The following is a 21906-nucleotide window of genomic DNA, read 5'->3' on the forward strand; positions in this document are numbered from 1 at the left end:
AGAGAATGGCGTGTTTCACACACGCCAGCTCTAAATCTTCAATAAAATCCTTTAGTCTTTAGAAGAAACTTTTGCACCCTTCCATGCTGGGATATCAACGTTATTTGAAGCATCTTGGATGACTTTACCAACTTCGTCAGTTTGGTAAACTGAAATCAAAGTCTTGATAGCTTTAGCTTTGTCAGATTTCTTCCAATCTTTTTGAGCTGCAATAACGTTGACCCATTGATCTGAGTTTTTGTCAACTGCTTCTTTGTAAAGTGTTGTTTTGTAATCAACTTTTGCTGCTTGAGCGTAAGAGTTGTTAACGATAGCGGCATCGACTGATGACAATGTTGAAGCCGTTTGTGCAGCATCAACTTCTTTGATATCTAAATCTTTAGGATTTGATGAAATGTTTTTGATTGTTGCTAATTCATCACCATTAACGTCCAATTTAATCAAACCTGCTGATTGAAGAAGGTAAAGAGCACGGCTTTCGTTTGAAGCATCATTTGGAACTGAGATAGTTGCTTTGTTAGGAATGTCTTTGACATCAGTGTATTTAGCTTTGCCATTTTCTGTACCTGAGAAGATACGGATTGGGCTAAGAAGTGTGTCAGCGGCTTCTACCAAAGTTCCTTTGTTTTCAGAGTTCCAGTTGTTCAAAAAATATTTGTGTTGGAAGGCATTGACGTCAACTTCACCATTTTGAAGAGCTTCGTTTGGTTGGTTGTAATCAGTGAACTCAACCAATTCGATTTCCACGCCTTTGTCTTTAGCCAATTCTTTGACTTTATCCCAAAGTGGTTCAGTTGCATCATCCAAAGTCATGATACCAACTTTAAGTTTTGAATCATTTGAAGCTGATTTTGAACCACCACATGCTGCCAATAAAAGTGTTGAGGCAAGAGCTACGCTAGCCAATCCAAGTAATTTTTTTAATTTCATATCTATTTCCTCTCTCCTTTAACTCGTGATTTAATTCTATCCTATTTGGTTATAGGTTTCAAATTGTTAAAATCAAGGTTTAGCTATAGTTTTAAACTATAACTAAATTATTTTTCTGATGGAACCGTCAACTCTTTCGCGTTTGGGACATAATCTCCGCCAAGATATTTCTGTGACAAGTCTGACAAAGTCCCATCCTTTTGCAAGGTCTTCAAACGTTTATTAACAAAGCTTTGCAAATCTTTTTGATCTTGCCCAAGAATGAAATAAATGAATGGTTGTTCATCAGATTTCAACTCGATAGTTTTCAAATTATTCAATTTTTGATTTTTAATAATGGTATTTACCGTAGGAGCATCAAAAATCTTGAAATCAAACTTACCATCATTCAGATTTGTCAAAACTTGAGTAATGTTTTCGTTAGTGTAGTTGAGGTCAACAGGTTTGCTGCTATTTTCAGTGTTAAATTTTTCAAGCTGTGCTGCTGTTGTTGTTCCTTGGACAACCTGCGTAGAATGTCCAGCAATATCATCGTATGAAGCAATATCTGAGTCTTTTGGCACTACCAAAACTGATGGTGTTGACCCGATTGGATAAGAATAAAGGTATTTTGCTGAACGTTCTTTGGTATAACTGATATTGTTGCCGCCAAGCTGATATTTCCCAGAATCAAGTCCTGTGAAAATAGATGACCACTCTGTCTTCTTGAAAGTCACTTTGTACTTATCAGAATCTTTGAAGACAGCTTTTGCCACCTCGATATCATAACCAGTTAGTTTACCTGATTCTTCGTAAGAGAAAGGTGCTGTCGTTCCAACTGTCGCAAAAGTCAGCTCTTTCTTATCAGATGATGCATCTGATGATGACTTTGATGAGCAAGCTGCAAGAAGCGTTGCTGAGACGAGAGCTAGTCCTGTTATTCCTAGCATTTTTTTCATAATCGTCATATCGTTTCCTACCTTCTTTAAGAGTTGCTTACATCTTAACATCCAAGCGACTTCTTAACAAATACTTAAATTCTATCACCGCGATAAAGAAATCTTATCACCCAGCTAGTCTTTTCCCTTTGCAAAATAATCTAGCAAATAAAGAGCATTCTCAACAAAATACTGCACGGCTGTTTTGAGTGCTTCGTCTTTGACCGTAAAAGTATCTTGGTGAAGCCCTGCCGCATTTTCATCGCCATTACTTCCAATCAAAGCGAAAACACCTGGAATCTTCTCTTGATAAGCCGCAAAGTCCTCACCAATGGTCAGAGGTTCAACTTCTAAAACCTTGGCAAATCGCTCAGAATTTTTAGCAATTAAGGGGGTTAACTCTTCATCATTAAAAGTTAATGTCGGCGTTTTGCCCCATTCAATCGATACTTGAGCCGCAAATTGGTCAGCTGTATTTTCGATAATTTTAGTAAATGACTCACGCAAATGCTGACGTGTCTCCGCAGAAAATGAGCGCATTGTCCCTTCAAAATAACCTGATTCTGGCATGACATTCCACGCGCTGCCCACATCAATGTGTGTCACTGACAAGACTGCAGGCTCAAAAGGCGATACCGTACGGCTGACAATCGCCTGAAGATTATTGACAATAGTTGTAATGGCTAAGACCGTATCTGTCCCAAAATCTGGACGCGCAGCATGCCCGCTCACCCCACTAACAGTGACTTTGAACTTATCGACGGCTGCCATGATAGCTTTTGAGCGAAGTCCGATTTCTCCAGGTTTCAAATGAGGATAATTATGGTAGCCGATAATAGCTGAAACATCCTTAAGACCGCCATTTTCAATCACTTGATACGCACCTACTGACACTTCTTCAGCTGGCTGAAAAATCAAGCGCACAGTTCCTTTTAGCTGCTCTTCTTTTGCTTTTAAAATCTCAGCAGCGCCTAAAAGACTAGTCTGGTGAAAATCATGCCCACAGGCGTGCATAGCGCCGTTCTGGCTGGCATAATCAAAGGTATTTCGCTCCTTGATTGGTAGAGCATCAATATCTGCACGCAAAGCAATAACGGGCTTACCATGCCCAATTTCGGCAATAAAACCCGTTGGTAAATCTGTTTCAAGAATACGAATCCCTAAATTTGAAATGTATTCTTTCAAAAAGGCTGTCGTCTCAAATTCATTCTCCGAAACCTCAGGATGCGCATGAATATGATGACGAATCTCTGCTAATTTTGTGTAAAAATCTTTTGTCATTTATTTGCCTCTACTGCCGACTTTTCTGGTAAATAACTACCACCTAGATATTTCTGGCTCAATTTTTCTAAAGTGCCATTATCATAAAGTTTTTTAACCGCCTTGTTAAATTCTCCTTGTAACTTCTCACTGTCACTTGAGAAAATAATATAATTATTTGGATTGTCATCTGTTTTTAAATCAGTAACAGTCAAGTCGAGTTTCTTTTGCTTGATAATCGTCTCAACGGAAATTTTATCAAAGATTAAATAATCAAATTCTCCGCTATCCAAGTCTAATAAGCGTTTTGTAACGTCCTCACCTGAATAATCAATTGTTGATGGCGAATCACTGTGTTTCTTATTCCAATCATCGACAAATTTTGCTGTTGATGTTCCCGTATCATCTTGGGTGACCTTACCAGCAATATCATCAAGTGACTTAATGTCAGAACCATCCTTAGTGACTAGCACCAGCGGATTTTTGGCAATTGGTACAGAATAAAGATATTTGCTTGCACGTTCTTTCGTGTAAGACAGATTATTGGCAGCCACTTGGTAAATTTCACTATCGAGCCCGACAAAAATGGAATCCCAAGCAGTCTTTTTAAAACTAATATCATAGCCATCAATATACTTACTAGCTGATTTGATTACTTGAATATCATAGCCAGTCAGTTGACCTTTAGTATTTTGATAAGAAAAAGGTTTGATATCCCCTGCTGTGGCAACGACAGCTTTCTGATCAGCTGCCTCAACATGAACTGTCAGTCCTGCACTTAATAAAATAGTTAATCCTAATAAACTTTTTTTCATTTTCGTACCTCAAACTCCACTAAAACTACAGTTGCTGTACTAAATAGTCAAAAATCTTCCGGCTTTCTGCTTTTTCTAACAGTAATTCTGGATGCCATTGGAAGCCTAAAATGGGTGCTCCATCCTTACTTTCATAAGCTTCAATTGTGCCGTCACGTGGGTCACGTGCTGTTGCAACCAAACTTGGTGCCAACTCTTTCACACTTTGTTGGTGGAAAGAATTAACCCAAGCACCATTAGCAACTAACTTACTAACACGGCTATTTGGTAGAATCTCCACTTCTTGTGATGTCCCTGAAAACTCTTTTTGCCAGTGGTGTTCAACCTTTTGGTTCAAGGTTCCACCCAAAGCAACATTAAGCAATTGCATACCGCGGCAAACTGCGAAAATTGGTTTCTTTTGCTTCAAAGCTTCTTTAATCAAAGCCAGTTCAAATTTATCACGTTCCAAGCTATAATCATCACTGTCAATTGATTTTCTTTCACCATAAAACTCAGGAGTTACGTTTTGACCACCTGATAGGATTAGTTTATCAATCATGTCGATGTAATCTTTAGCCAAGTCTGGACTAGCAACAGGAATGACAATCGGAAGTCCCCCAGCTTCCTTGACCCCGTCAGATAAACGTCTTGACACCATATCATATGGCAAACCAGACCGTGCTGGAAGTTCTTTGATATTTCCCGAAATGCCAACAACAACTTTCTCCATACAAGCACCCCACTTTCTATCAATTATTAGAAGCCACTTTCTAAGTTAGAAATATTGTAAACCAAATCCCCAAAGATTACAAATAGTTATTTTTTATCATGGAGATAGGCTTTAGCTATAACCAAAAAAGACACCCAGTCTTTCGACTGAATGTCCTCTTTTTTATACTATCAGATTAGAAATCAGATACGTTGTGGTAAACTTTTTGAACGTCTTCGTCATCTTCAAGAGCGTCAACAAGTTTTTCAAATGTTTCAAGGTCTTCACCTTCAAGTGTCACTTCTGATTGAGGAATCATTTCAAGTTCAGTAACTTTGAATTCTTCAATACCGTTAGCACGCAAAGCTTCGATACCTTTGTGAAGGTCAGTTGGAGCTGTGTAGACAGTAACAACACCGTCTTCTGCTTCAACGTCTTCAACATCAACGTCAGCTTCTAGCAATTGTTCAAAAATGCTGTCTGCATCGTCACCGTCAAAGACAATAACACCTTTTTTGTCGAACATGTAAGAAACTGAACCAGATGCTCCCATGTTACCACCGTTTTTACCAAATGCAGTACGCAAGTTAGCAGCAGTACGGTTAACGTTACTTGTCAAAGTATCAACGATAATCATTGAACCGTTTGGTCCAAATCCTTCGTAACGACCTTCAACGAAAGTTTCGTCTGTATTACCTTTTGCTTTATCGATAGCGCGGTCGATAACGTGTTTTGGTACTTGCGCTTGTTTTGCACGTTCAAGTACAAATTTCAAAGCTGAGTTTGATTCTGGATCTGGTTCACCTTTTTTAGCAGCAACATAGATTTCAACACCAAATTTAGCGTAAACTTTTGAGTTAGCACCATCTTTGGCAGTTTTTTTGGCAACAATATTGGCCCACTTACGTCCCATGGGTATTCTCCTTTGTAAAGATTATTATTTGTTTTAGCATAATTAATGATTGACTACAAAATAGCCAAATATCAAACTACTGAACTAGCAAAAGCTAAATTCGTAATCCTTTTTATTATAGCACTTTGACAAGGCTGTGTAAAATGGGGATGGTGTTTTATTACATTATTGCTGTTATAATGCTACTTTCATTCTTCTCTAATTAAATCCATTTTTTAGAAAATGAAAAGCCAAGCTTTTAAAAAGCTTGGGCTACTGATAAATTATCCATTATTTCTAACATATTCTGCAATGGCAGAGCTGACAAAACTAGCTGTCCCTTGACCTGCCGTTTTATCGATAAAAGCTGTGAAACGATTATCCGCAATATACATTTGCCCCAGACCTGACAAAATCTCCATATCACATGGGTAAAAATGCTCACTAATATAGCTTTGTAAAGTTTCAACTTGTTTTTGAACCTTGCTATCAGAAAGAGAATGCTCTTTTAGCTTCGCAAAGGCTTTCATTATCGCTGCCATTTCTTCCGTAATGACCGAAAAATCAGTCTGTGGATTTTTTTCAAATGCTTGATAAGCTTCCGTTGTTCCCCAACGTTCTTTAGCTTCTCTTTGAAAAGCTTCCAACTCTGACTTGTCGTAAGCCGTAAATGTCATCATGTTTCCTCCATTTTCCTGCAAGGACTTGGCTTGACAAATAACTTTTTCCAAATGCTCTTTTTTCAATTCGAGCCATTTTATCTGCTCGCATAAAGCTTCTTCTTTGTCATAGCTTGGGTCCGACAGGATTTCCTTTATTTTTTTAAGAGGAAATTCTAGCTCACGAAACAGAAGAATTTCTTGCAAGCGTTCAAATGCGTCCATATCATAAAAGCGATAGCCATTTTCCCCAATAAAAGAGGGAGTTAAAAGACCAATCTGATCATAATAATGCAACGTTCGCACGCTAATGCCTGATATCTGACTCATCTCTTTTACTGTTTTCATGTACTAGCTCCTCTCGATGATAAGTATAGGCTATAACGTTACGTTAGGGTCAAGAGAAAAAATGAAGTTTTTTGTTTGCAAACGTTTACTTATCAATTCTCACTGGAACTTTTCCCCAAGTTTGTTCTTGAAGTTGTGGATTTCCAAGCTGATAGACTTGGTCAGCTTGTTGCGTCACCGCATCCCACGGTTTTGCACCGATTCGAGCGACGATATCCACAGACTTTTTCACCGTTTTAAGGTGTTTTTGCCCTTTTTCGGTAAATCCAAGCACATGTACCGCTTCTGGCAATGGTTTTTCCACAGCTCCGACCAAAATGTAAGTCAAAATGCGACGGATTCGAGCCTTCGTGTAGCGTTTTGTGGCGACTTTATCCACCAATTCGTCCACAGTCGCTACGCTCCGAATAGCAGAGCGGATACGGCTGGCTAACTCTTCATTTACCTGGAAAATCCCTGTCAAATCAGGGTTGGTCACGATTTGGTACTTGAGCAATTGGAAATAATTCTCCCAAGTCACTTGAGGGGCGCCTAGAAAAAGGTCAGCTTGCGGCATGAATTTATCCACAAAATCCTTGTCTTGCCTGTGGATACGCAGATTTGTCGCGGAAGCAAAAGCCACATCGGTGTCTAGTGAGTGATAACCTGCTCCCTGACGCATGATTGGGCTAAGCTTGATTGATTTTCCTGCGCAAGCTTTGGCATAAGAAAGCCCTAAAATATGATTTGGCGTGTTACCTGTGAAGTTGACACCAGCAAATGTCTCCCACATTTTCTGCGTTTTCTGTGGATAAGACAAATTATCTGGTAAATTTTGCAAGTAATCCACCATTTTCTGTTGATTATCCGCATAAATCTGTGAAAAGTGTTGATAATCCAGATTTTCTTCTGTCCCAAATGCCAAGTTATCCACACCAAGACGCTCTAAAATGTCCACCGCCCCCTGTGCAAAGTAGTCCGCTGACTGAACAGCCACCAAAAATGGCAGCTCAACCACCAAATCAGCACCGCATTTCAGAGCCATTTCCGCGCGCGTCCATTTGTCCACAACCGCAGGCTCACCACGTTGGACAAAATTCCCAGACATGGCAACAATCTTGACCCCTTCAGCCTGCGACAACAAATAACGATGCCCATTATGAAAAGGATTAAATTCAGCAACGATACCAGTGATAGTCATGAAGTACCTCACATATAATAAAAATTTTTAATCAGATTCCTAGATTTTATCGTCTTTTCTCCTACTTAGATTTGTTTTCTTTATTGAATAGCAAAACCATTTTCAATATAGTTGACTGCTTCTAATACTGAATTTTCATCTATTTTTGGACGATTGGCAATAACATTTAAGACTTGTTCTTCTACCAGAACTTCTCTCGTGTATTTTCGATTAATCATTGATTGTTTGTTTTTAAACATTTCTCGGAGTTTCTTGCCTAAATCTTTATCAAAAATTGCCTCTTGAACCTGAGAAAATTCCTCCTCAGAAAGTGGAATAGACATAACTACATCCATAAATTCTTCTTTAAGTATAGCAAACATTTCTACCCTATCATCTTCGATAAAATGATCAAGAATCTTTTTTGCCCCAATTGTTGCTCCTGTAGCGCCTACTACAGCTACACCTAAACCAGGGACCACTGTTCCTAATGCTGCAGCACCAAGTACCCCACTACCAGCAACTGCAGAATTCTTCAATAATTGCTGCTTTGAAATCCTCCCTGTCAGAGCATAAAAAACATCTGGTCCCATAACAATACCAACAGAAATTACACCTGCTGCGCCACGTGCGACGGTTTCAGCAGCAATCTGTTTACCAGTCATATTTACTATTTTTGCTGTAACAACTTTACCTATTTGCTGTGACCCTGCATAAATCATGGTCCCAGTAAACATAGTTTTCACACTGCTCTTAAAAGCTAATTTAGCTGACTTTTCAATAGAATTACCCGCCCACTTAGCTTGTGCAAAAACAATGACAAAACTAATTCCAGCAACAGGTAAAGATTGAATAGCACCATCCAGAACATCATACTTTATAGAGGTTAAATTCCCCCCCTTAGCAATCAGTTTAGCTTCATTATAAGTCACATGACCTTTTTTAACAATTTTGTATGCATCATTCGGATCGGTATGACCTGAAACTTTACCATCTCTAATCTTGTTCTTCATCAATTTAATAGCATCATTATATTGATCTCTAGGAACCTCTAATTGCATATTGGGGTATCGATACATGCCTCCATCAGCCTGTTTATCGAATGCAGCATTGATAGTATTTCTAGCATTTGAACAATATTTCGTTTGGATAAATTGACTCCCAACTCTACGGTCAGCACCATTTTTAGCATTGTCCTGGCCGACTTGATGAACCTCCCTAAATGGATGTAATACCTTATCAACCATATCATTAGCATGCTCTGCAGCATAACCATGAGCTTGGTTAGCACTCGCAGTTGCATTAAATTGAATATCTTTAAGGTGATTACCGAATGTCCGATTTAGTCCCACAATACTTCCAATACGAGTACCTCTATCAGTTATATTAATACTATCTTGATTAGTAATATATTCTTCTACTTCTTGTTCAATAAAATTATTATACAAGTCAGCTGTATAACCTGTACTAATTAAACGTCTTAATTGAACGACAAAATTATCGATTTCTTCTTCAATAGGAAATTTAAATTGTTTAACTTTGGTTGGATAGTACAATAAAATTTCGTCTTGTTCTTTGGAAACTTTCCATAATCCGTCAAATTTAAAAAAATCTGATTTTCGAATATATTTTCTTTTGTACCCCCTTGATTTATCTCTATTTTTTAATTGTATTCTGTGATAAATCCCATCCTTCGTTAACAACATTCCATATTCCAAAAACTCCCCTTCTTCTTTACTCCTAATTGGAGTAAAGCCAAAATATTCCAATTCATCTATTGAATTCGTTATTCTTTCAAAATTTTTGTCTCCAATAATAAACCACTTAGCTCTTCCATATGGTATTTTATCTCCAGAATAGTAAAACGAAGATGAACCAATATCATTCAATATGTTTCTTATCTTATCTTCATCATAGTCATGTAAATCACTATATTCAGACACCCAATTTTTAAATTGTTGTTTTAAACTTAATTCATTCCGAAAACGTATTAAAAGAATCATGATAAATATAACTACTATCCAAAACATCTTCTATACTCCTTAAAAAAACTATAACTTTATATTTTTCTAAAATTTACAATCTAACTTAGGGCTACTGCCTACTTCTGGCACACAAAGAACCAGCGTTCTGATTTTTTGCGTGGTTTTTTGTCTTCGAAATCAGCGTAGAGTTTGAATGATTTGAAGCCTGCTTGTTCCAAGAGGATGTCGTAAGTCAAGACTTCGTAAGTGCGTTCTTCGTGGACTTCGTCGTAGCGTGTGAAGCGTCCGTCTTCGTCTTGCAAGAAGAAAGTCAATTCGTGGACAACTGAGTGCGGTGCGTCATCAGCGTACGTGTCCCATACCATGGCAAACTCTTCCGCATTTTCGTGGTAAGAGTAGCCAGGAAAGACAGTATCAGTTTTATAAGTTGAGTGCACGTCAAAGATAAAGACACCGCCGTCATTTAAGCTATCGTAGACTTGTTTGAAAACGTCACCGACTTCAACTTCATCAGCCATGTAGCAGATAGAATCTGAATAGCATGTCACCAAATCGTATTTACCAGCTTGCGACAAATCAAGCATGTTACCTTGTTTGAATTCGATAGCTTCACCTGCTGCTTCTGCGCGTTTTCTCGCGATTTCAAGCATGTCTTCACTCAAATCTAGCCCAGTCACGTCAAAACCAGCTTTAGCAAAACGTACTGACTGAATCCCAGTTCCGCAGGCTAATTCCAAGAGTTTTTTCTTGTCTTTTGGAAAATGGCGGAGCGAAAAGTCAGTCCACTTGTCATAAAGGCTGTCATCCATGATAGCATCATAAACTGCTGCAAATTTTTCGTAATTTTTGTTCATTGTTTTGTCCTATCAAACTTCTATCATTCTTAGAATGAAATAATCTGAGACAAGTGCCCCAGATTATAAGAATAATGCTGCAAAATTAAGCAAGGTATTCTGACACGTCAACCATTGGTGCTTCATGCCAAAGTTTTTCAATGTTGTAGTGTTCACGTTCGTCTTCTGAGAAGATGTGAACAACAACATCGTTAAGGTCAAGAAGTACCCAACCAGTACGGCTGTCACCTTCAGCATGGCTAGCATCGCCACCAGCTTCTTTAACTTTTTCACGGATATTTTCTGCAATAGCGTCCAATTGACGAGTGTTCATAGCGCTAACCACTACAAAGTAATCAGTTACACTAGTCAATCCATAAAGGTCTAAGACAACCATGTCTTCTGCACGTTTTTCATCAGCTGCTTTCACAACAACAGCTAAAAGTTCTTCTTTAGTCAATATAAATCCTCTTTCAATTCTATAAATATCTAGTCTTTCAAATATTTCACATACGCATTATAAGTCTCAATGGTTTGTGGGAAGATTGGGAAGGCTTGGTGAGCGAGGTGTTCAACGGTATGGACAGTCTCGTAGGCAACTGCCTTGTCTAACGATTCTTTGGCAATCACGCGCGCTTCTTCCACCAAGGGAAAACGGCGACCTGGCTCGATGTAATCAGCGACATAGATAATCTTATCAAGCAACGACATCTCACCAGAACCAACGGTATGAGTCTCAACACTACGCAAGATTTCCTTGTCCGTCACGCCCAAATCTTCTTGAATCTTATAAATGCCGACCATGCCATGCCAGACATTATTACCCCATTTTTTGAGCTCAGGGTCAAGGTTATACTTGTCAATCAAATCCAGAAACTCTTGGTCTGAAAGTTCTTTGGCATAATCGTGAATCAAGCCAGCAAGTCCAGCTTTTTCAGTGTCATAGCCATAGCGTTCAGCTAACTCAATTGCTGATTTTTCCACGCCAAGCACATGCTTGAAGCGTTTCTCGCTCATGACTGCAGCAACTTTATCTAAAAGCTCAGCTCGTTCGATTCCCGCTGTATATGTCTCATAGGCCACGATAAAGACCTTCTTTCTCAATGTAGTCGATAACAGCTGGTGGTGTCAAAAAGTTTGGTCGACATCCAGTTTCAAAGTGATGACGAATCAAACTTGATGAAATGTCCATCATAGGCACATCGACCCAAATGACAGGATAAGATGTTCCTGCTTTGTATTTTGGACGTTGAACGCCGACAAATTGGACCATCTTGATAAGTTCATCAACCTTGTACCATTTTGGCAGATAATCCACCATGTCAGCACCGATAATGAAATAATAATCAACGTCAGGGTTCTTTTCAATCAAGAGTTTCATGGTATCGTAAGTGTAACTTACACCTTTTCGCTCTAGCTCAATCGTCTCGATACCAAGACCATCAACACCCTCGATAGCTAGTTCTAGCATCTTCAAGCGATGTTTCTCATCAATCGTGGCTTTTTTATCAAGGTGTGGAGGTTCATACTCAGGCATGAGAAGAACTTTATCCAAACACAATTGTTGGCGAACCTGATCAGCAACAACTAAGTGAGCATTGTGAACAGGATTGAAATTACCACCTAAAATCCCGATTTGTTTACGATTTTTATCTTTTGCTTTTTTCTCCAATTCCACTTTGGTAAATGGAGTCAATAATTCTAATGCCAATTCGACTACCTCCGAGCTTTGCACAATAAGTGCCAAACTCAACTAACTACATTGCCTGCAAAAACAGACTTTTATTTGTTCAAATCTTTAACTTTTGGTGAGATTTTGCGGTTTTGTTTTTTAGATGATTCTTTGTAAAGAATGATGATACGTCCGATTTTAAGGACAGTATCGCAACCAATCTCATCTTCTAAGATTTCAGCCACTTCATGGATGTCTTCATCAGTATTTTGAAGAAGAGTGACTTTGATTAATTCACGCGCATCCAATGCGTTGCGGACGCTTGTTTTAATTTGGTCGTTAAGACCGTTTTTCCCAATTTGTACAATTGGTTTCATTGAGTGTGCTTGTGATTTCAAAAAAGCACGTTGTTTTGATGTTAACATATCTATAACTCTAAGGGCATCAAAATCAGATGTCGCTAAAGAATCATCTGCTACTAGCCCTCGTCCAACTCAAAGAGAGCTTGAGCCAGACTTCCTTTCTTTTTATTTTTTAAATCAAAGCTTTACGAAGCACTACTGCCACACCTTCTGGTGCCCACGCAGCAATCTTCACTGGGTTTGCTTGTGATGCTTTAATGCGAATCCAACCAAGTCCTGAATAAACCACGTCCATTTTATCTTTAATGGTAAATTCATGGCGGACAAGTTTTGGAAATTCAGCTAATTCTTTGTCAGTTGGTGGTGTCAAAAGACTTCCAACGTGTTTGTCGTAAAATGCATCTGCACCAGCTAATTTTGTACGGTGAAGTTTCAAATTATTATCAAAATAAGCTGTGAAACCTTGTTTGTCACCTAAAATGAAATCAAATCGTCCCAATCCAGCTAAGAACAATGTTTGCTCAGGATTAAGTTGGTAAGTTTTTGGCTTGATTTCTTTTTTCGGACTGATGTATTTTAGATTTTTGTCGCCAAGGTAGTGCGCCATTTGATGGCGGTGAATAATACCTGGTGTGTCAAAAATGTAAGAACCATCATCCAAAGGAATTTCAATCTTATCAAGCGTTGTTCCAGGGAAACGTGATGTTGTGATAATGTCTTTTTCACCTGTAATTTCTTTGATGATTGCATTGATAAGAGTTGATTTACCAACGTTTGTAACACCAACGACGTAGACATCACGACCTTTGCGCAATTTTTCAATTTTTTCAATCAAATCTTTAATGGCTTGATGATTTTGCGCACTAGTCAAGATAACATCGACTGGACGAAGACCTTCTTCGTGGGCACGCTCAGTCAACCATTGGGTGACTTTACCAGTTTTGACTGATTTGGGTAAAATGTCTTTTTTATTTCCGACAAGTAGAACGTCGTTACCAGAGACAAAACGTGACAATCCTGGGATAACTGAACCGTTAAAATCAAAGATATCCACAACATTAACCACAAGGGCATCACTATCACCAACTTCGTGAAGAAGTTTCAAGAATTCGTCATCAGTAATGTGCACGTCAGTGATTTCATTGTAGTGACGTAATCTAAAACATCTTTGACAATACAATTCACCAGTTTCAAGCCCTTTTTCAAGTGCTGCTTTTGGTGTGTATCCTGCTTGTTCTTTATCTTCAGTTTGAATTTTGGCACCACAGCCAATACATAATAATTCTTCCATTAAATTCCTTTTTGATATTGAATTTTTCCGTATTTTTCTTCAAGTTTGGCCCAAACACGGCGTTCACGCCAGCGATTAATTCTAGTATTCCAAGCATCAGATTTAACCAAAGGTTTTACCAAAACAGACTGAATATCAGCACGGTGAGCCGCACGAATATCTGTCATCAATTGATCACCAACCATGATAACTTCATCACGGTCAAATCCATAACGCTTGATTGCCATATTAATTCCTCGTGTGAAAGGTTTCATGGCGCGACTGACAAAGTCTACACCAAATCGTGACACGGCACGATCCACACGTGAATGGCTGTTATTTGATACGACAACCACCGAAATATCCGCCATAGTCATTTCATCCAACCATGCACGAACTTCTGGTGTGCCATCTGGGTTATTCCATGCAATCAAAGTATTATCCAAATCTACTAAAACGGCATGAATTCCATGTCGCAACAAATCATCTGCTTTTAAATCATAAACTGCCTCAACCACGAAGGTCGGCCTATAATCGTCTATACTCAAATTACTCTCCAAAAAAATATATTTTACTATTTATTTTAACATATTTAGACCAATATGGCGAATTGAAAAACACTTCTATAATTAGGATTTTTTCACTAAAAAGCTGGGATAATCCTTTCTACCCCAGCTTCATAGATTGTCTTATTCTTTCGGATCAATATTTTCAAATTTCAAATCTGAAACATTGACTTTAACACTAATTTTATCGTTAGATTTGAGATTAAGTAATTGTTCCAAATCCTGACTAATGTATTTGGCTACCTTTTTCTGATATTTTTCTTGCTTCATAACGTCATTACTTGTTTTATAGATAGCAGTTTGGCTTTTCTTATCCAAAAATTCCATTGCTTTTTTATTCGAAGTAACAACATCAACTGCTTTATCAACAATTCCAGATGAAGAAGACAAAATTTCAAGGTCACCCTCTTTTTGTGAATCAACTTTTACAGTTAAAGGATTTTTGAACGTCAAAACATTATTTTTGATGTCAATATCGTTTTTAGAGATATCTGCCAATTCTAGCTTAAATTCTGTTTTTACAGGAATTTTCATTTCCAATTTACGGCTGACAATCACATTAGCAATTGCTTTTGTCCAGTCTGGCCAGTCTTTAGTCGCATTTGAATTAAATGTCTGCGTCGCAGTCTTATCTACTTCTGCATCTGCAACAAGTAATTCATTTTTCTTTGAGAAACGTTTGACAACATATTCGTATTTAGCCTCTGTATCACCTTCAAAGATTTTTTTTAACCAATTGTTGTCTTTCAAATAAAAGACAACAGCTGCAATGACAGCAAGGATAACTATAATTCTAGCAATTTCTTTTCCTAAAGCTTTTCCGATACTTTTCAAAATTATTTTCCTCCATTTTTAACAAATTTCATTATAAATATCGCAATTAAGCTTGTCAATGACTTATAGATACTTTCTTAAAATCTGTCAAAAAAAGAGGTGAGACGAACCCGCTCAACCTCATATTTGATAATATCTAAGCTTCTTTTTGTTTACCATCAACAACTCTAAATAAGATAATCAATTCAATAACAGCTAAGACAAGCAAAATGATAAAGGCATTTCGTGACCCTCTAGCCGTTGCTTCTGAATAGCTGATACTTGTGTTTGATTGACTGAGCGCAACAACCAAGGATGCAACGGTCGTTCCAACTGCGCCAGCAAATTGTTGCAAAGTATTAAAGATAGCATTGGCATCTGCTCGTTTGTCTGAAGTTACTTGTTTTTGACCATTTGTCATAATATTACCAAAGGCAATTCCGGTACCTGTCATTGATAGAATATAGATAACAGTCAACCAAGTATTCGGTAAATGCAAAGCCAAAATGCTAAAGAGACAAAGAGCAAAGGCAAGCAGACTAACTCCAAAAATAATTGGCTTTTTAGCACCTAAACGGTCTAAAATTCTGCCGCTAAATGGTGCAAAGCAGGCACCGATAATTGCTCCTGGAAAGACTAAAAGACCTGCGACAGTTGAACTTGAATGATTTACTAGCTGAATGTAATTCGGGATAATAAAAGACATTCCTAGATTGACAATTTGAAACAGGAAGAAAGCAATGACATGTCCAGCAAATTTACCATTTTTAAGAATAGATAAGTTAACAATTGGCTGTTCTAGATGTGAAGAACGTTTTACCAAGACAAGAAGACCAGCAATTCCAACTACCAATCCTCCTAAAACAGGCAAACTAAAAAAGCTGTATTCAGCCAAATTATTAATACCTAAAATTAGACCAACAAACAGAGCTAAAATAGCAATCACACTGATAACATCTAGATTTTCATACTTCACTTCATTCTTTTGTTCAATCGATGTAACACCTAATACCAAAGAAATTAGTAAGACTGGAATCAATAAGACAAAGATAAAACGCCATCCAAAATGTGATGAAACAAATCCACCAAATGTTGGTCCAACCGCTGGTGCAACAGCGGTAATCAAAGTTCCAACACCCATCATCGTACCGATTTTACTCATTGGAACTTGGTCCAAAATAATATTAAACATCAAAGGAAGCGCAATTCCGACTCCAATCCCTTGAATGACACGCCCGACCAAAAGCAAAGCAAAACTTGGCGCAATAGCATCGATTAGAACACCCAAAATAAACAACAAGTTAGCTGCTAAAAAGACAGATTTTGTCTTAAATGAACGTTTTAAGTAAGCTGACAAAGGCACAACTGACGCAACAACCAAAAGATAAATCGTTGTCATCCATTGAACCGTTGATGTGTTAATATTAAATTCTTTCATCAAAGTCGGAAAGGTAATATTCATGGCAGTCTCAACTACGACACCGCAAAATGACAACATCCCTGCACCGACAATAGCCCTAATAACTTTTGCTGAAATTTTTTCTTCCGACATATTTCCCCTTATTTTTCTTTGATGTAATAACGCAATATCTTTTCAAAAATAGCGATTTCTTCTTCTGTAAATTGATTTTCTAGCTCAGCATTTTTACTCACAAAATAATCTTGACAAGCATCAACTAAAGCCAATGCTTTTTCAGTTAAATGTACCGACTTTTTCCTAGCATCTTTTTTAGAAGATTGGCGATAAATCAACCCTTTTTTCTCCATTCGTTGAAGCAAAACTGTTGTTGTAGAACGTTGAATATTAAATTCTTTTTCAATATCCTGTTGGAAATACTCTTCTTTCCAATCATGACTCAAAAAATCAATAATTGACATCTGAGTTCCTGTTAAATCAAAAGGTTTAGCAAATTGATCAAATTCACGACTTAACTGATTACCGGCTATTTTAACCATGCGCCCAATATTTTTTTCCATCGCAATCCTCCTTTGTTTTTTGTTAGTTATCTAACAGTTAGTGAGCTAGCGATATGTATTATAGAAACATTTGGCAGTAATGTCAAGGAATTTAACAAAAAAACAGCTAGAAAAACTAGCTGTTCACACTTTTTAATGTAATTGTTTCTTCACTACAACCAAATCTCGTAAAGAAATTAATAGAACCGCTCCGACAATAAAAATCATTCCTAGAAAATCCATCGGATAAAAGACTTCGTGCATAATAGTCAAAGAAAAGAAAACTGAAGAAATTGGTTCAACACAGGCAAGCAAACTTCCTTTAACCGCACCAACGATAGCTGTTCCCTTTAAAAATAGACTATAAGCAAAAACCGTTCCAACAATGATGATGCCAAACAATCCTAGCAAATTTCCTGGATTTAGTACTAAAGTGTATTGCCATGGTTTTACCAAGATTGGGAAAAGAATTCCACCCATAATCATGCCAAGACCAATCACTGTGAAGCTACCATACTCACGAATTAATTTCGCCGGTAAAATAATATAAAACGAATAAGTTACCGCTGAAAACAATCCCCAAGCAAAGCCACATGGTGTGATAGCTAGCCCATCAAGGCGCCCATGCGTTGCAATGATAAAAGTTCCTAAAACCGCTAAGATAATCGCCAATATTTCACTTCCTCTTGGCAGTTGTTTCTTTCTCAAAGAGACATAGGCCAAAACAAGAATTGGCGCCATATACTGTATAACCGTTGCTGTCCCTGCATTTGTGCTTTCAATTGCTCTTAGATAAGCATACTGATTCATCACAAGCCCAATCAAAGAAAATAGGGCAATACCACCAAGTGCTTTTAGTGACGTCACAGCCTTCAAAAACGTCTCACGCTGATTGAGTGCTGCAATAGTCGTCATTATCACACCAGCAGTAATTAAACGCACGCAAGACAATAAATCGACATTCATTCCATGGGTCATCAAATATTGCCCTGAAACCCCAGAAATCCCCCAGAATATCCCTGCAATAAGAACCATAATAGTTCCCTTAAACATCTTATTCATCTTAACTCCATCTACCTTACCAAATAAAATTCAGCTCCAAGTATAACACATTTAGCAGCTAGAAAACACATCATTTATGACACTTTTTGTAAAGTAATCTTTCTAAAAATTCTATTATTTTTGGAGATTAAAAAAGGGAATAAAATAAATTAAAAATAGCTTTAATACTTCTCCGACTAGATTGTCAAGCCATGCTATATGGAATAAAAAAAATCACCCCGAAGGATGATTTTTAATGACTTATTCTACTTAGTCTTCTTTCAATTTTGCCAACTCTTGTGCCAACAATTTAAGGGCAACTTGTGGGTTAGCTTTACCTTTTGTAGCTTTCATCAAGAATCCAGTAAAGGCTTTGTCAGCGTTACGTTTACCAGACTTGAAGTCAGCAACAGCAGCTTCATTATCTTCAAAGACTTGGTGGATGATTGGGATAAGCACAGCAGGGTCAGAAATTTGAACCAAACCAGCTTCTTCAACGTATTCACGCGCTGAACCACCATTTTTAGCCAAGTGAACAAATACTTTCTTGGCAATTTTTGATGAAATGGTACCATCAGCAATGATAGCAAGCATTTCAACAAGGTTTTCTGGTGTTAACAAGATTTCAGAAAGTGTTTTGTTTTCGCTGTTAAGGAATTGAGCAACTTCACCTTGCAACCAGTTAGAAACGTGTTTAGCATCTCCACCAAGAGCAACGGCACTTTCAAAGAAGTCAGATGTTTCTTTTGTTGCTGTCAATTGAGCAGCATCGTAAGCTGTCAAGCCAAATTCATTAATGTATTTAGCACGACGTTCTTTTGGAAACTCTGGAAGAGTTTGACGCATTTCTTCAATCCATTCGTCAGACACTTCGTAAAGTGGTAGATCTGGTTCTGGGAAGTAACGGTAATCTGATGCACCTTCTTTGACACGCATCAAAATTGTTTCACCAGTTGATTCATCGTAACGACGAGTTTCTTGTTGAATTTGACCACCTGAGCGAAGTACTTGCGCTTGACGTTTTTGTTCGTAGATAAGTCCTTTACGCACATTGTTAAATGAGTTCAAGTTTTTCAACTCAGCTTTTGTACCAAATTCTTCTTGACCATAAGGGCGAAGAGAAATGTTGGCATCCACACGCATAGAACCTTCTTCCATCTTAACGTCAGAAATACCAGTGTATTGGATAACTTCTTTAAGAGCAGTTAGGTAAGCATAAGCTTCTTCTGGCGAACGCATATCAGCTTCAGATACGATTTCGATAAGTGGCACACCTTGACGGTTAAGGTCAACATATGAGTAACCATCAGTACCGTGAGTGTTTTTACCAGCATCTTCTTCCAAGTGAGCACGTTCGATACGAATTTTCTTAGTTGAACCATCTTCAAGTTCAATTTCAATCCAACCGTTGTATCCAATTGGTTCATCAAATTGTGAAATTTGGTAAGCTTTTGGATTATCAGGATAGAAATAGTTTTTGCGGTCAAAGTGCATGTTTTGGTGAATGTCCATGTTAAGGGCTAGCGCTGCTTTAATACCAGCATCGATAACACCTTTGTTCATAACAGGAAGAACACCTGGGAATGACCAGTCGATAACGTTTGTGTTTGTATTTTGGTCGTTACCAAAATGTGTTGATGTCGGTGAAAAAATCTTTGAATTAGTATTTAACTCAACGTGGACTTCAAGCCCGATGACTGTTTCAAAGTTCATTATTTGTCACCTCCAAAAATAACGGGTTGTTGTTTGTGATAATCAGTTGTTGCTTCAAATGCAGCTGCAGCTTGATAGATTGTTTCTTCACTGTATTTTGGACCAATCAATTGCATACCAACTGGAAGACCTTGAGCAAATCCAGCAGGAATTGAAATACCTGGAAGACCAGCCAAGTTTACAGGAATTGTCAAAATATCAGCCAAATACATAGAAACAGGGTCGTGGTTAAGTGTATCTAAGCCAAATGCTACGCTTGGAGCTGTAGGACCTAAGATAAGGTCATAGTCAGCAAAGATTTTTTCAAAATCACGGATAATCAATGTACGAACTTGACCTGCTTTTTTGAAGTAAGCATCGTAGTAACCTGATGACAAGCTAAATGTACCAAGCATGATACGACGTTTAACTTCATCACCAAATCCTTCGCTACGTGTGTTAACGTAGATATCTTCAAGGTTGCTGTAGTTTTCTGTACGATAACCATAACGGATACCATCAAAACGTTGCAAGTTTGAAGAAGCTTCTGATGAGGCAATGATATAGTAAACCGCTACACCATATTTACTGTGTGGAAGGCTAACTTCTTCAACAGTAGCACCAAGTTTTTCAAAATGTTTTGCAGCATTAAGAATTGTTTCTTTAACTTCTGGGTCAATACCTTCACCAAGATATTCTTTTGGAAGAGCAATCTTCATCCCTTTAATATCTTGACCGATTTTACCAGTAAAGTCAGGAACTTTGCGGTCAGATGATGTCGCATCTTTAACATCGTGTCCAGCAATAACGTTCAACAATTGCGCATTTTCTTTAACAGTTTGAGCAAATGGACCAATTTGGTCAAGTGAGCTACCAAAGGCAATCAAACCAAAACGTGAAACACGTCCGTAAGTTGGTTTCAAACCAACAACACCATTGAAGGCTGCAGGTTGGCGAATAGAACCACCAGTATCAGAACCAAGTGACAAACGAACTTGACCAGAAGCTACTGCAGTTGCAGAACCACCAGATGATCCACCAGGAACTTTAGTTTGGTCCCAAGCATTTTTAGTTTTCTTGAAGTATGATGTTTCAGTAGAACCACCCATGGCAAATTCGTCCATGTTTGTTTTACCGATAACAACCATATCTTTACCGTAAAGTTTTTCAACAGCTGTCGCATCAAAAATTGGTTCGTAGTTATAAAGCATTTTAGATGCTGCAGTTGTCAAAATACCACGAGTTGAAATATTATCTTTAACTGCCAAAGGAATACCTGACATCACATTATCAGCATCGATTCCTTTTTCATCGATAGCTTTTGCTTGTGCAAGCGCAGCTTCTTCAGAAACAGTGATGAAAGAATCAACAGCTGCTTCACGTTCTTTAATATCTTCAAGTGTTGCTTTTGTTAATTCAACTGCTGAGATTTCTTTATTGACAAGAAGATTGTGCAACTCATCAATTGATTTTGTATTAAATGACATTATGCATCTCCTCCGTCTTCTAAGATAGCAGGCACTTTAATATAGTAATTTTCAGATTGAGGCACGTTTTTAAAGAGCTCATCACGATCATCACCAGCTACTGCAACGTCTTCACGCATAACAGTCTTACGATCTGCCATTGTCGTTGTTACAGGGACTCCCTCTGTATCAACTTCATTCAAGAGTTCTACCATATCTACAATCTTAGACAAAGTTGTCGCAAATTCTGTTGTTTCTTCTTCAGAAAATGACAATTTTGACAGATTTGCTACATGACGAACTTCTTCTTCAGAAATTTTCATCTCTATCTCTCCTTGATTAAATTAAATCGTAAACCAAATTTACAACATAGTCCCTAAAATTATACCATATTTTACTTTTCTTTAACATGTAAAAGAAAGGGAGAAAGCTCTTTCCAGAGAATTTTTCACACTTTTTTAAAAACAAAAAAAGAAGCTAGGTCAACCTGCTTCTTTTTCTTAACAATCTTTACACTTAAAACCATATCATGACCTAAGCGTAAACTGATTTCTTCTACTGTACCATAATCTCAGTAGT

General features: G+C 37.8%; 23 protein-coding genes. All 23 read right to left on the reverse strand.

The window, feature by feature from the left end; genetic code table 11:
* Positions 1-51: 51 nt before the first annotated feature.
* The 23 genes from GPZ88_RS02625 to gatC all read right to left on the reverse strand — a co-directional run bounded on the left by GPZ88_RS02625 (position 52) and on the right by gatC (position 21650).
* Positions 52-930, reverse strand: coding sequence for a MetQ/NlpA family ABC transporter substrate-binding protein (locus tag GPZ88_RS02625; RefSeq protein ID WP_074564328.1), 879 nt, complete (start codon positions 928-930; stop codon positions 52-54).
* 107 nt (positions 931-1037) lie between these two features.
* Positions 1038-1877, reverse strand: coding sequence for an amino acid ABC transporter substrate-binding protein (locus GPZ88_RS02630; RefSeq protein ID WP_166043294.1), 840 nt, complete (start codon positions 1875-1877; stop codon positions 1038-1040).
* Positions 1878-1982: 105 nt separating this feature from the next.
* On the reverse strand, positions 1983-3128 hold the full coding sequence (locus GPZ88_RS02635; protein ID WP_166043296.1) for an amidohydrolase: 1146 nt from the start codon (positions 3126-3128) through the stop codon (positions 1983-1985).
* On the reverse strand, positions 3125-3922 hold the full coding sequence (locus GPZ88_RS02640) for a transporter substrate-binding domain-containing protein (RefSeq protein ID WP_166043298.1): 798 nt from the start codon (positions 3920-3922) through the stop codon (positions 3125-3127). Before GPZ88_RS02640 ends, GPZ88_RS02635 begins: the two co-directional genes overlap by 4 nt.
* A gap of 25 nt (positions 3923-3947) precedes the next feature.
* Positions 3948-4634, reverse strand: coding sequence for a gamma-glutamyl-gamma-aminobutyrate hydrolase family protein (locus GPZ88_RS02645; protein ID WP_074965043.1), 687 nt, complete (start codon positions 4632-4634; stop codon positions 3948-3950).
* Between the two features lie 175 nt (positions 4635-4809).
* Positions 4810-5526: a YebC/PmpR family DNA-binding transcriptional regulator gene (locus GPZ88_RS02650; protein WP_024343611.1), complete on the reverse strand. Its 717-nt coding sequence runs from the start codon at positions 5524-5526 to the stop codon at positions 4810-4812.
* A 263-nt stretch (positions 5527-5789) separates the two neighbouring features.
* Complete coding sequence (locus GPZ88_RS02655) at positions 5790-6512, reverse strand: MerR family transcriptional regulator (protein ID WP_166043300.1); 723 nt, start codon at positions 6510-6512, stop codon at positions 5790-5792.
* Between the two features lie 85 nt (positions 6513-6597).
* On the reverse strand, positions 6598-7692 hold the full coding sequence (locus GPZ88_RS02660; protein ID WP_166043302.1) for a nucleotidyltransferase: 1095 nt from the start codon (positions 7690-7692) through the stop codon (positions 6598-6600).
* 80 nt (positions 7693-7772) lie between these two features.
* Positions 7773-9701, reverse strand: a complete 1929-nt coding sequence (locus tag GPZ88_RS02665) for a hypothetical protein (protein ID WP_166043304.1) — start codon at positions 9699-9701, stop codon at positions 7773-7775.
* 71 nt (positions 9702-9772) lie between these two features.
* Positions 9773-10510 carry a class I SAM-dependent DNA methyltransferase gene (locus tag GPZ88_RS02670; RefSeq protein ID WP_004233106.1) on the reverse strand — a complete coding sequence of 246 codons (738 nt, stop codon included), beginning with the start codon at positions 10508-10510 and terminating at the stop codon, positions 9773-9775.
* Between the two features lie 85 nt (positions 10511-10595).
* Positions 10596-10949, reverse strand: coding sequence for a ribosome silencing factor (rsfS, locus tag GPZ88_RS02675; RefSeq protein WP_013852201.1), 354 nt, complete (start codon positions 10947-10949; stop codon positions 10596-10598).
* 29 nt (positions 10950-10978) lie between these two features.
* The gene (yqeK, locus tag GPZ88_RS02680; RefSeq protein ID WP_166043306.1) at positions 10979-11572 is read right to left on the reverse strand and encodes a bis(5'-nucleosyl)-tetraphosphatase (symmetrical) YqeK; all 594 of its coding nucleotides are present in this window, start codon (positions 11570-11572) and stop codon (positions 10979-10981) included.
* The gene (locus tag GPZ88_RS02685) at positions 11562-12200 is read right to left on the reverse strand and encodes a nicotinate-nucleotide adenylyltransferase (RefSeq protein WP_141348314.1); all 639 of its coding nucleotides are present in this window, start codon (positions 12198-12200) and stop codon (positions 11562-11564) included. Before GPZ88_RS02685 ends, yqeK begins: the two co-directional genes overlap by 11 nt.
* Positions 12201-12271: 71 nt before the next feature.
* Entirely contained in the window at positions 12272-12586 is a 315-nt protein-coding gene (gene yhbY, locus GPZ88_RS02690; protein WP_004233114.1) for a ribosome assembly RNA-binding protein YhbY, read from the reverse strand.
* A gap of 109 nt (positions 12587-12695) precedes the next feature.
* Complete coding sequence (gene yqeH, locus GPZ88_RS02695) at positions 12696-13814, reverse strand: ribosome biogenesis GTPase YqeH (protein ID WP_166043308.1); 1119 nt, start codon at positions 13812-13814, stop codon at positions 12696-12698.
* Positions 13814-14341, reverse strand: coding sequence for a YqeG family HAD IIIA-type phosphatase (locus tag GPZ88_RS02700; RefSeq protein ID WP_206282133.1), 528 nt, complete (start codon positions 14339-14341; stop codon positions 13814-13816). The genes yqeH and GPZ88_RS02700 overlap by 1 nt, the downstream gene beginning before the upstream one ends.
* 141 nt (positions 14342-14482) lie before the next feature.
* On the reverse strand, positions 14483-15193 hold the full coding sequence (locus GPZ88_RS02705) for a hypothetical protein (protein ID WP_166043310.1): 711 nt from the start codon (positions 15191-15193) through the stop codon (positions 14483-14485).
* Positions 15194-15329: 136 nt separating this feature from the next.
* Positions 15330-16724 carry a DHA2 family efflux MFS transporter permease subunit gene (locus GPZ88_RS02710; protein ID WP_166043312.1) on the reverse strand — a complete coding sequence of 465 codons (1395 nt, stop codon included), beginning with the start codon at positions 16722-16724 and terminating at the stop codon, positions 15330-15332.
* 8 nt (positions 16725-16732) lie between these two features.
* Complete coding sequence (locus GPZ88_RS02715) at positions 16733-17149, reverse strand: MarR family winged helix-turn-helix transcriptional regulator (RefSeq protein ID WP_166043313.1); 417 nt, start codon at positions 17147-17149, stop codon at positions 16733-16735.
* A gap of 132 nt (positions 17150-17281) precedes the next feature.
* Positions 17282-18190 (reverse strand): DMT family transporter, encoded by a 909-nt coding sequence (locus GPZ88_RS02720; protein WP_157629345.1) that lies wholly within the window; start codon positions 18188-18190, stop codon positions 17282-17284.
* Positions 18191-18439: 249 nt separating this feature from the next.
* Positions 18440-19882 (reverse strand): Asp-tRNA(Asn)/Glu-tRNA(Gln) amidotransferase subunit GatB, encoded by a 1443-nt coding sequence (gene gatB, locus GPZ88_RS02725; protein ID WP_157629346.1) that lies wholly within the window; start codon positions 19880-19882, stop codon positions 18440-18442.
* Positions 19882-21348 carry an Asp-tRNA(Asn)/Glu-tRNA(Gln) amidotransferase subunit GatA gene (gene gatA / locus GPZ88_RS02730; RefSeq protein ID WP_166043314.1) on the reverse strand — a complete coding sequence of 489 codons (1467 nt, stop codon included), beginning with the start codon at positions 21346-21348 and terminating at the stop codon, positions 19882-19884. The genes gatB and gatA overlap by 1 nt, the downstream gene beginning before the upstream one ends.
* Positions 21348-21650, reverse strand: a complete 303-nt coding sequence (gene gatC / locus GPZ88_RS02735) for an Asp-tRNA(Asn)/Glu-tRNA(Gln) amidotransferase subunit GatC (protein ID WP_006532958.1) — start codon at positions 21648-21650, stop codon at positions 21348-21350. The genes gatA and gatC overlap by 1 nt, the downstream gene beginning before the upstream one ends.
* Positions 21651-21906 lie beyond the last annotated feature (256 nt).

It is taken from the genome of Streptococcus ruminicola, assembly GCF_011387195.1.
Classification (GTDB): domain Bacteria; phylum Bacillota; class Bacilli; order Lactobacillales; family Streptococcaceae; genus Streptococcus; species Streptococcus ruminicola.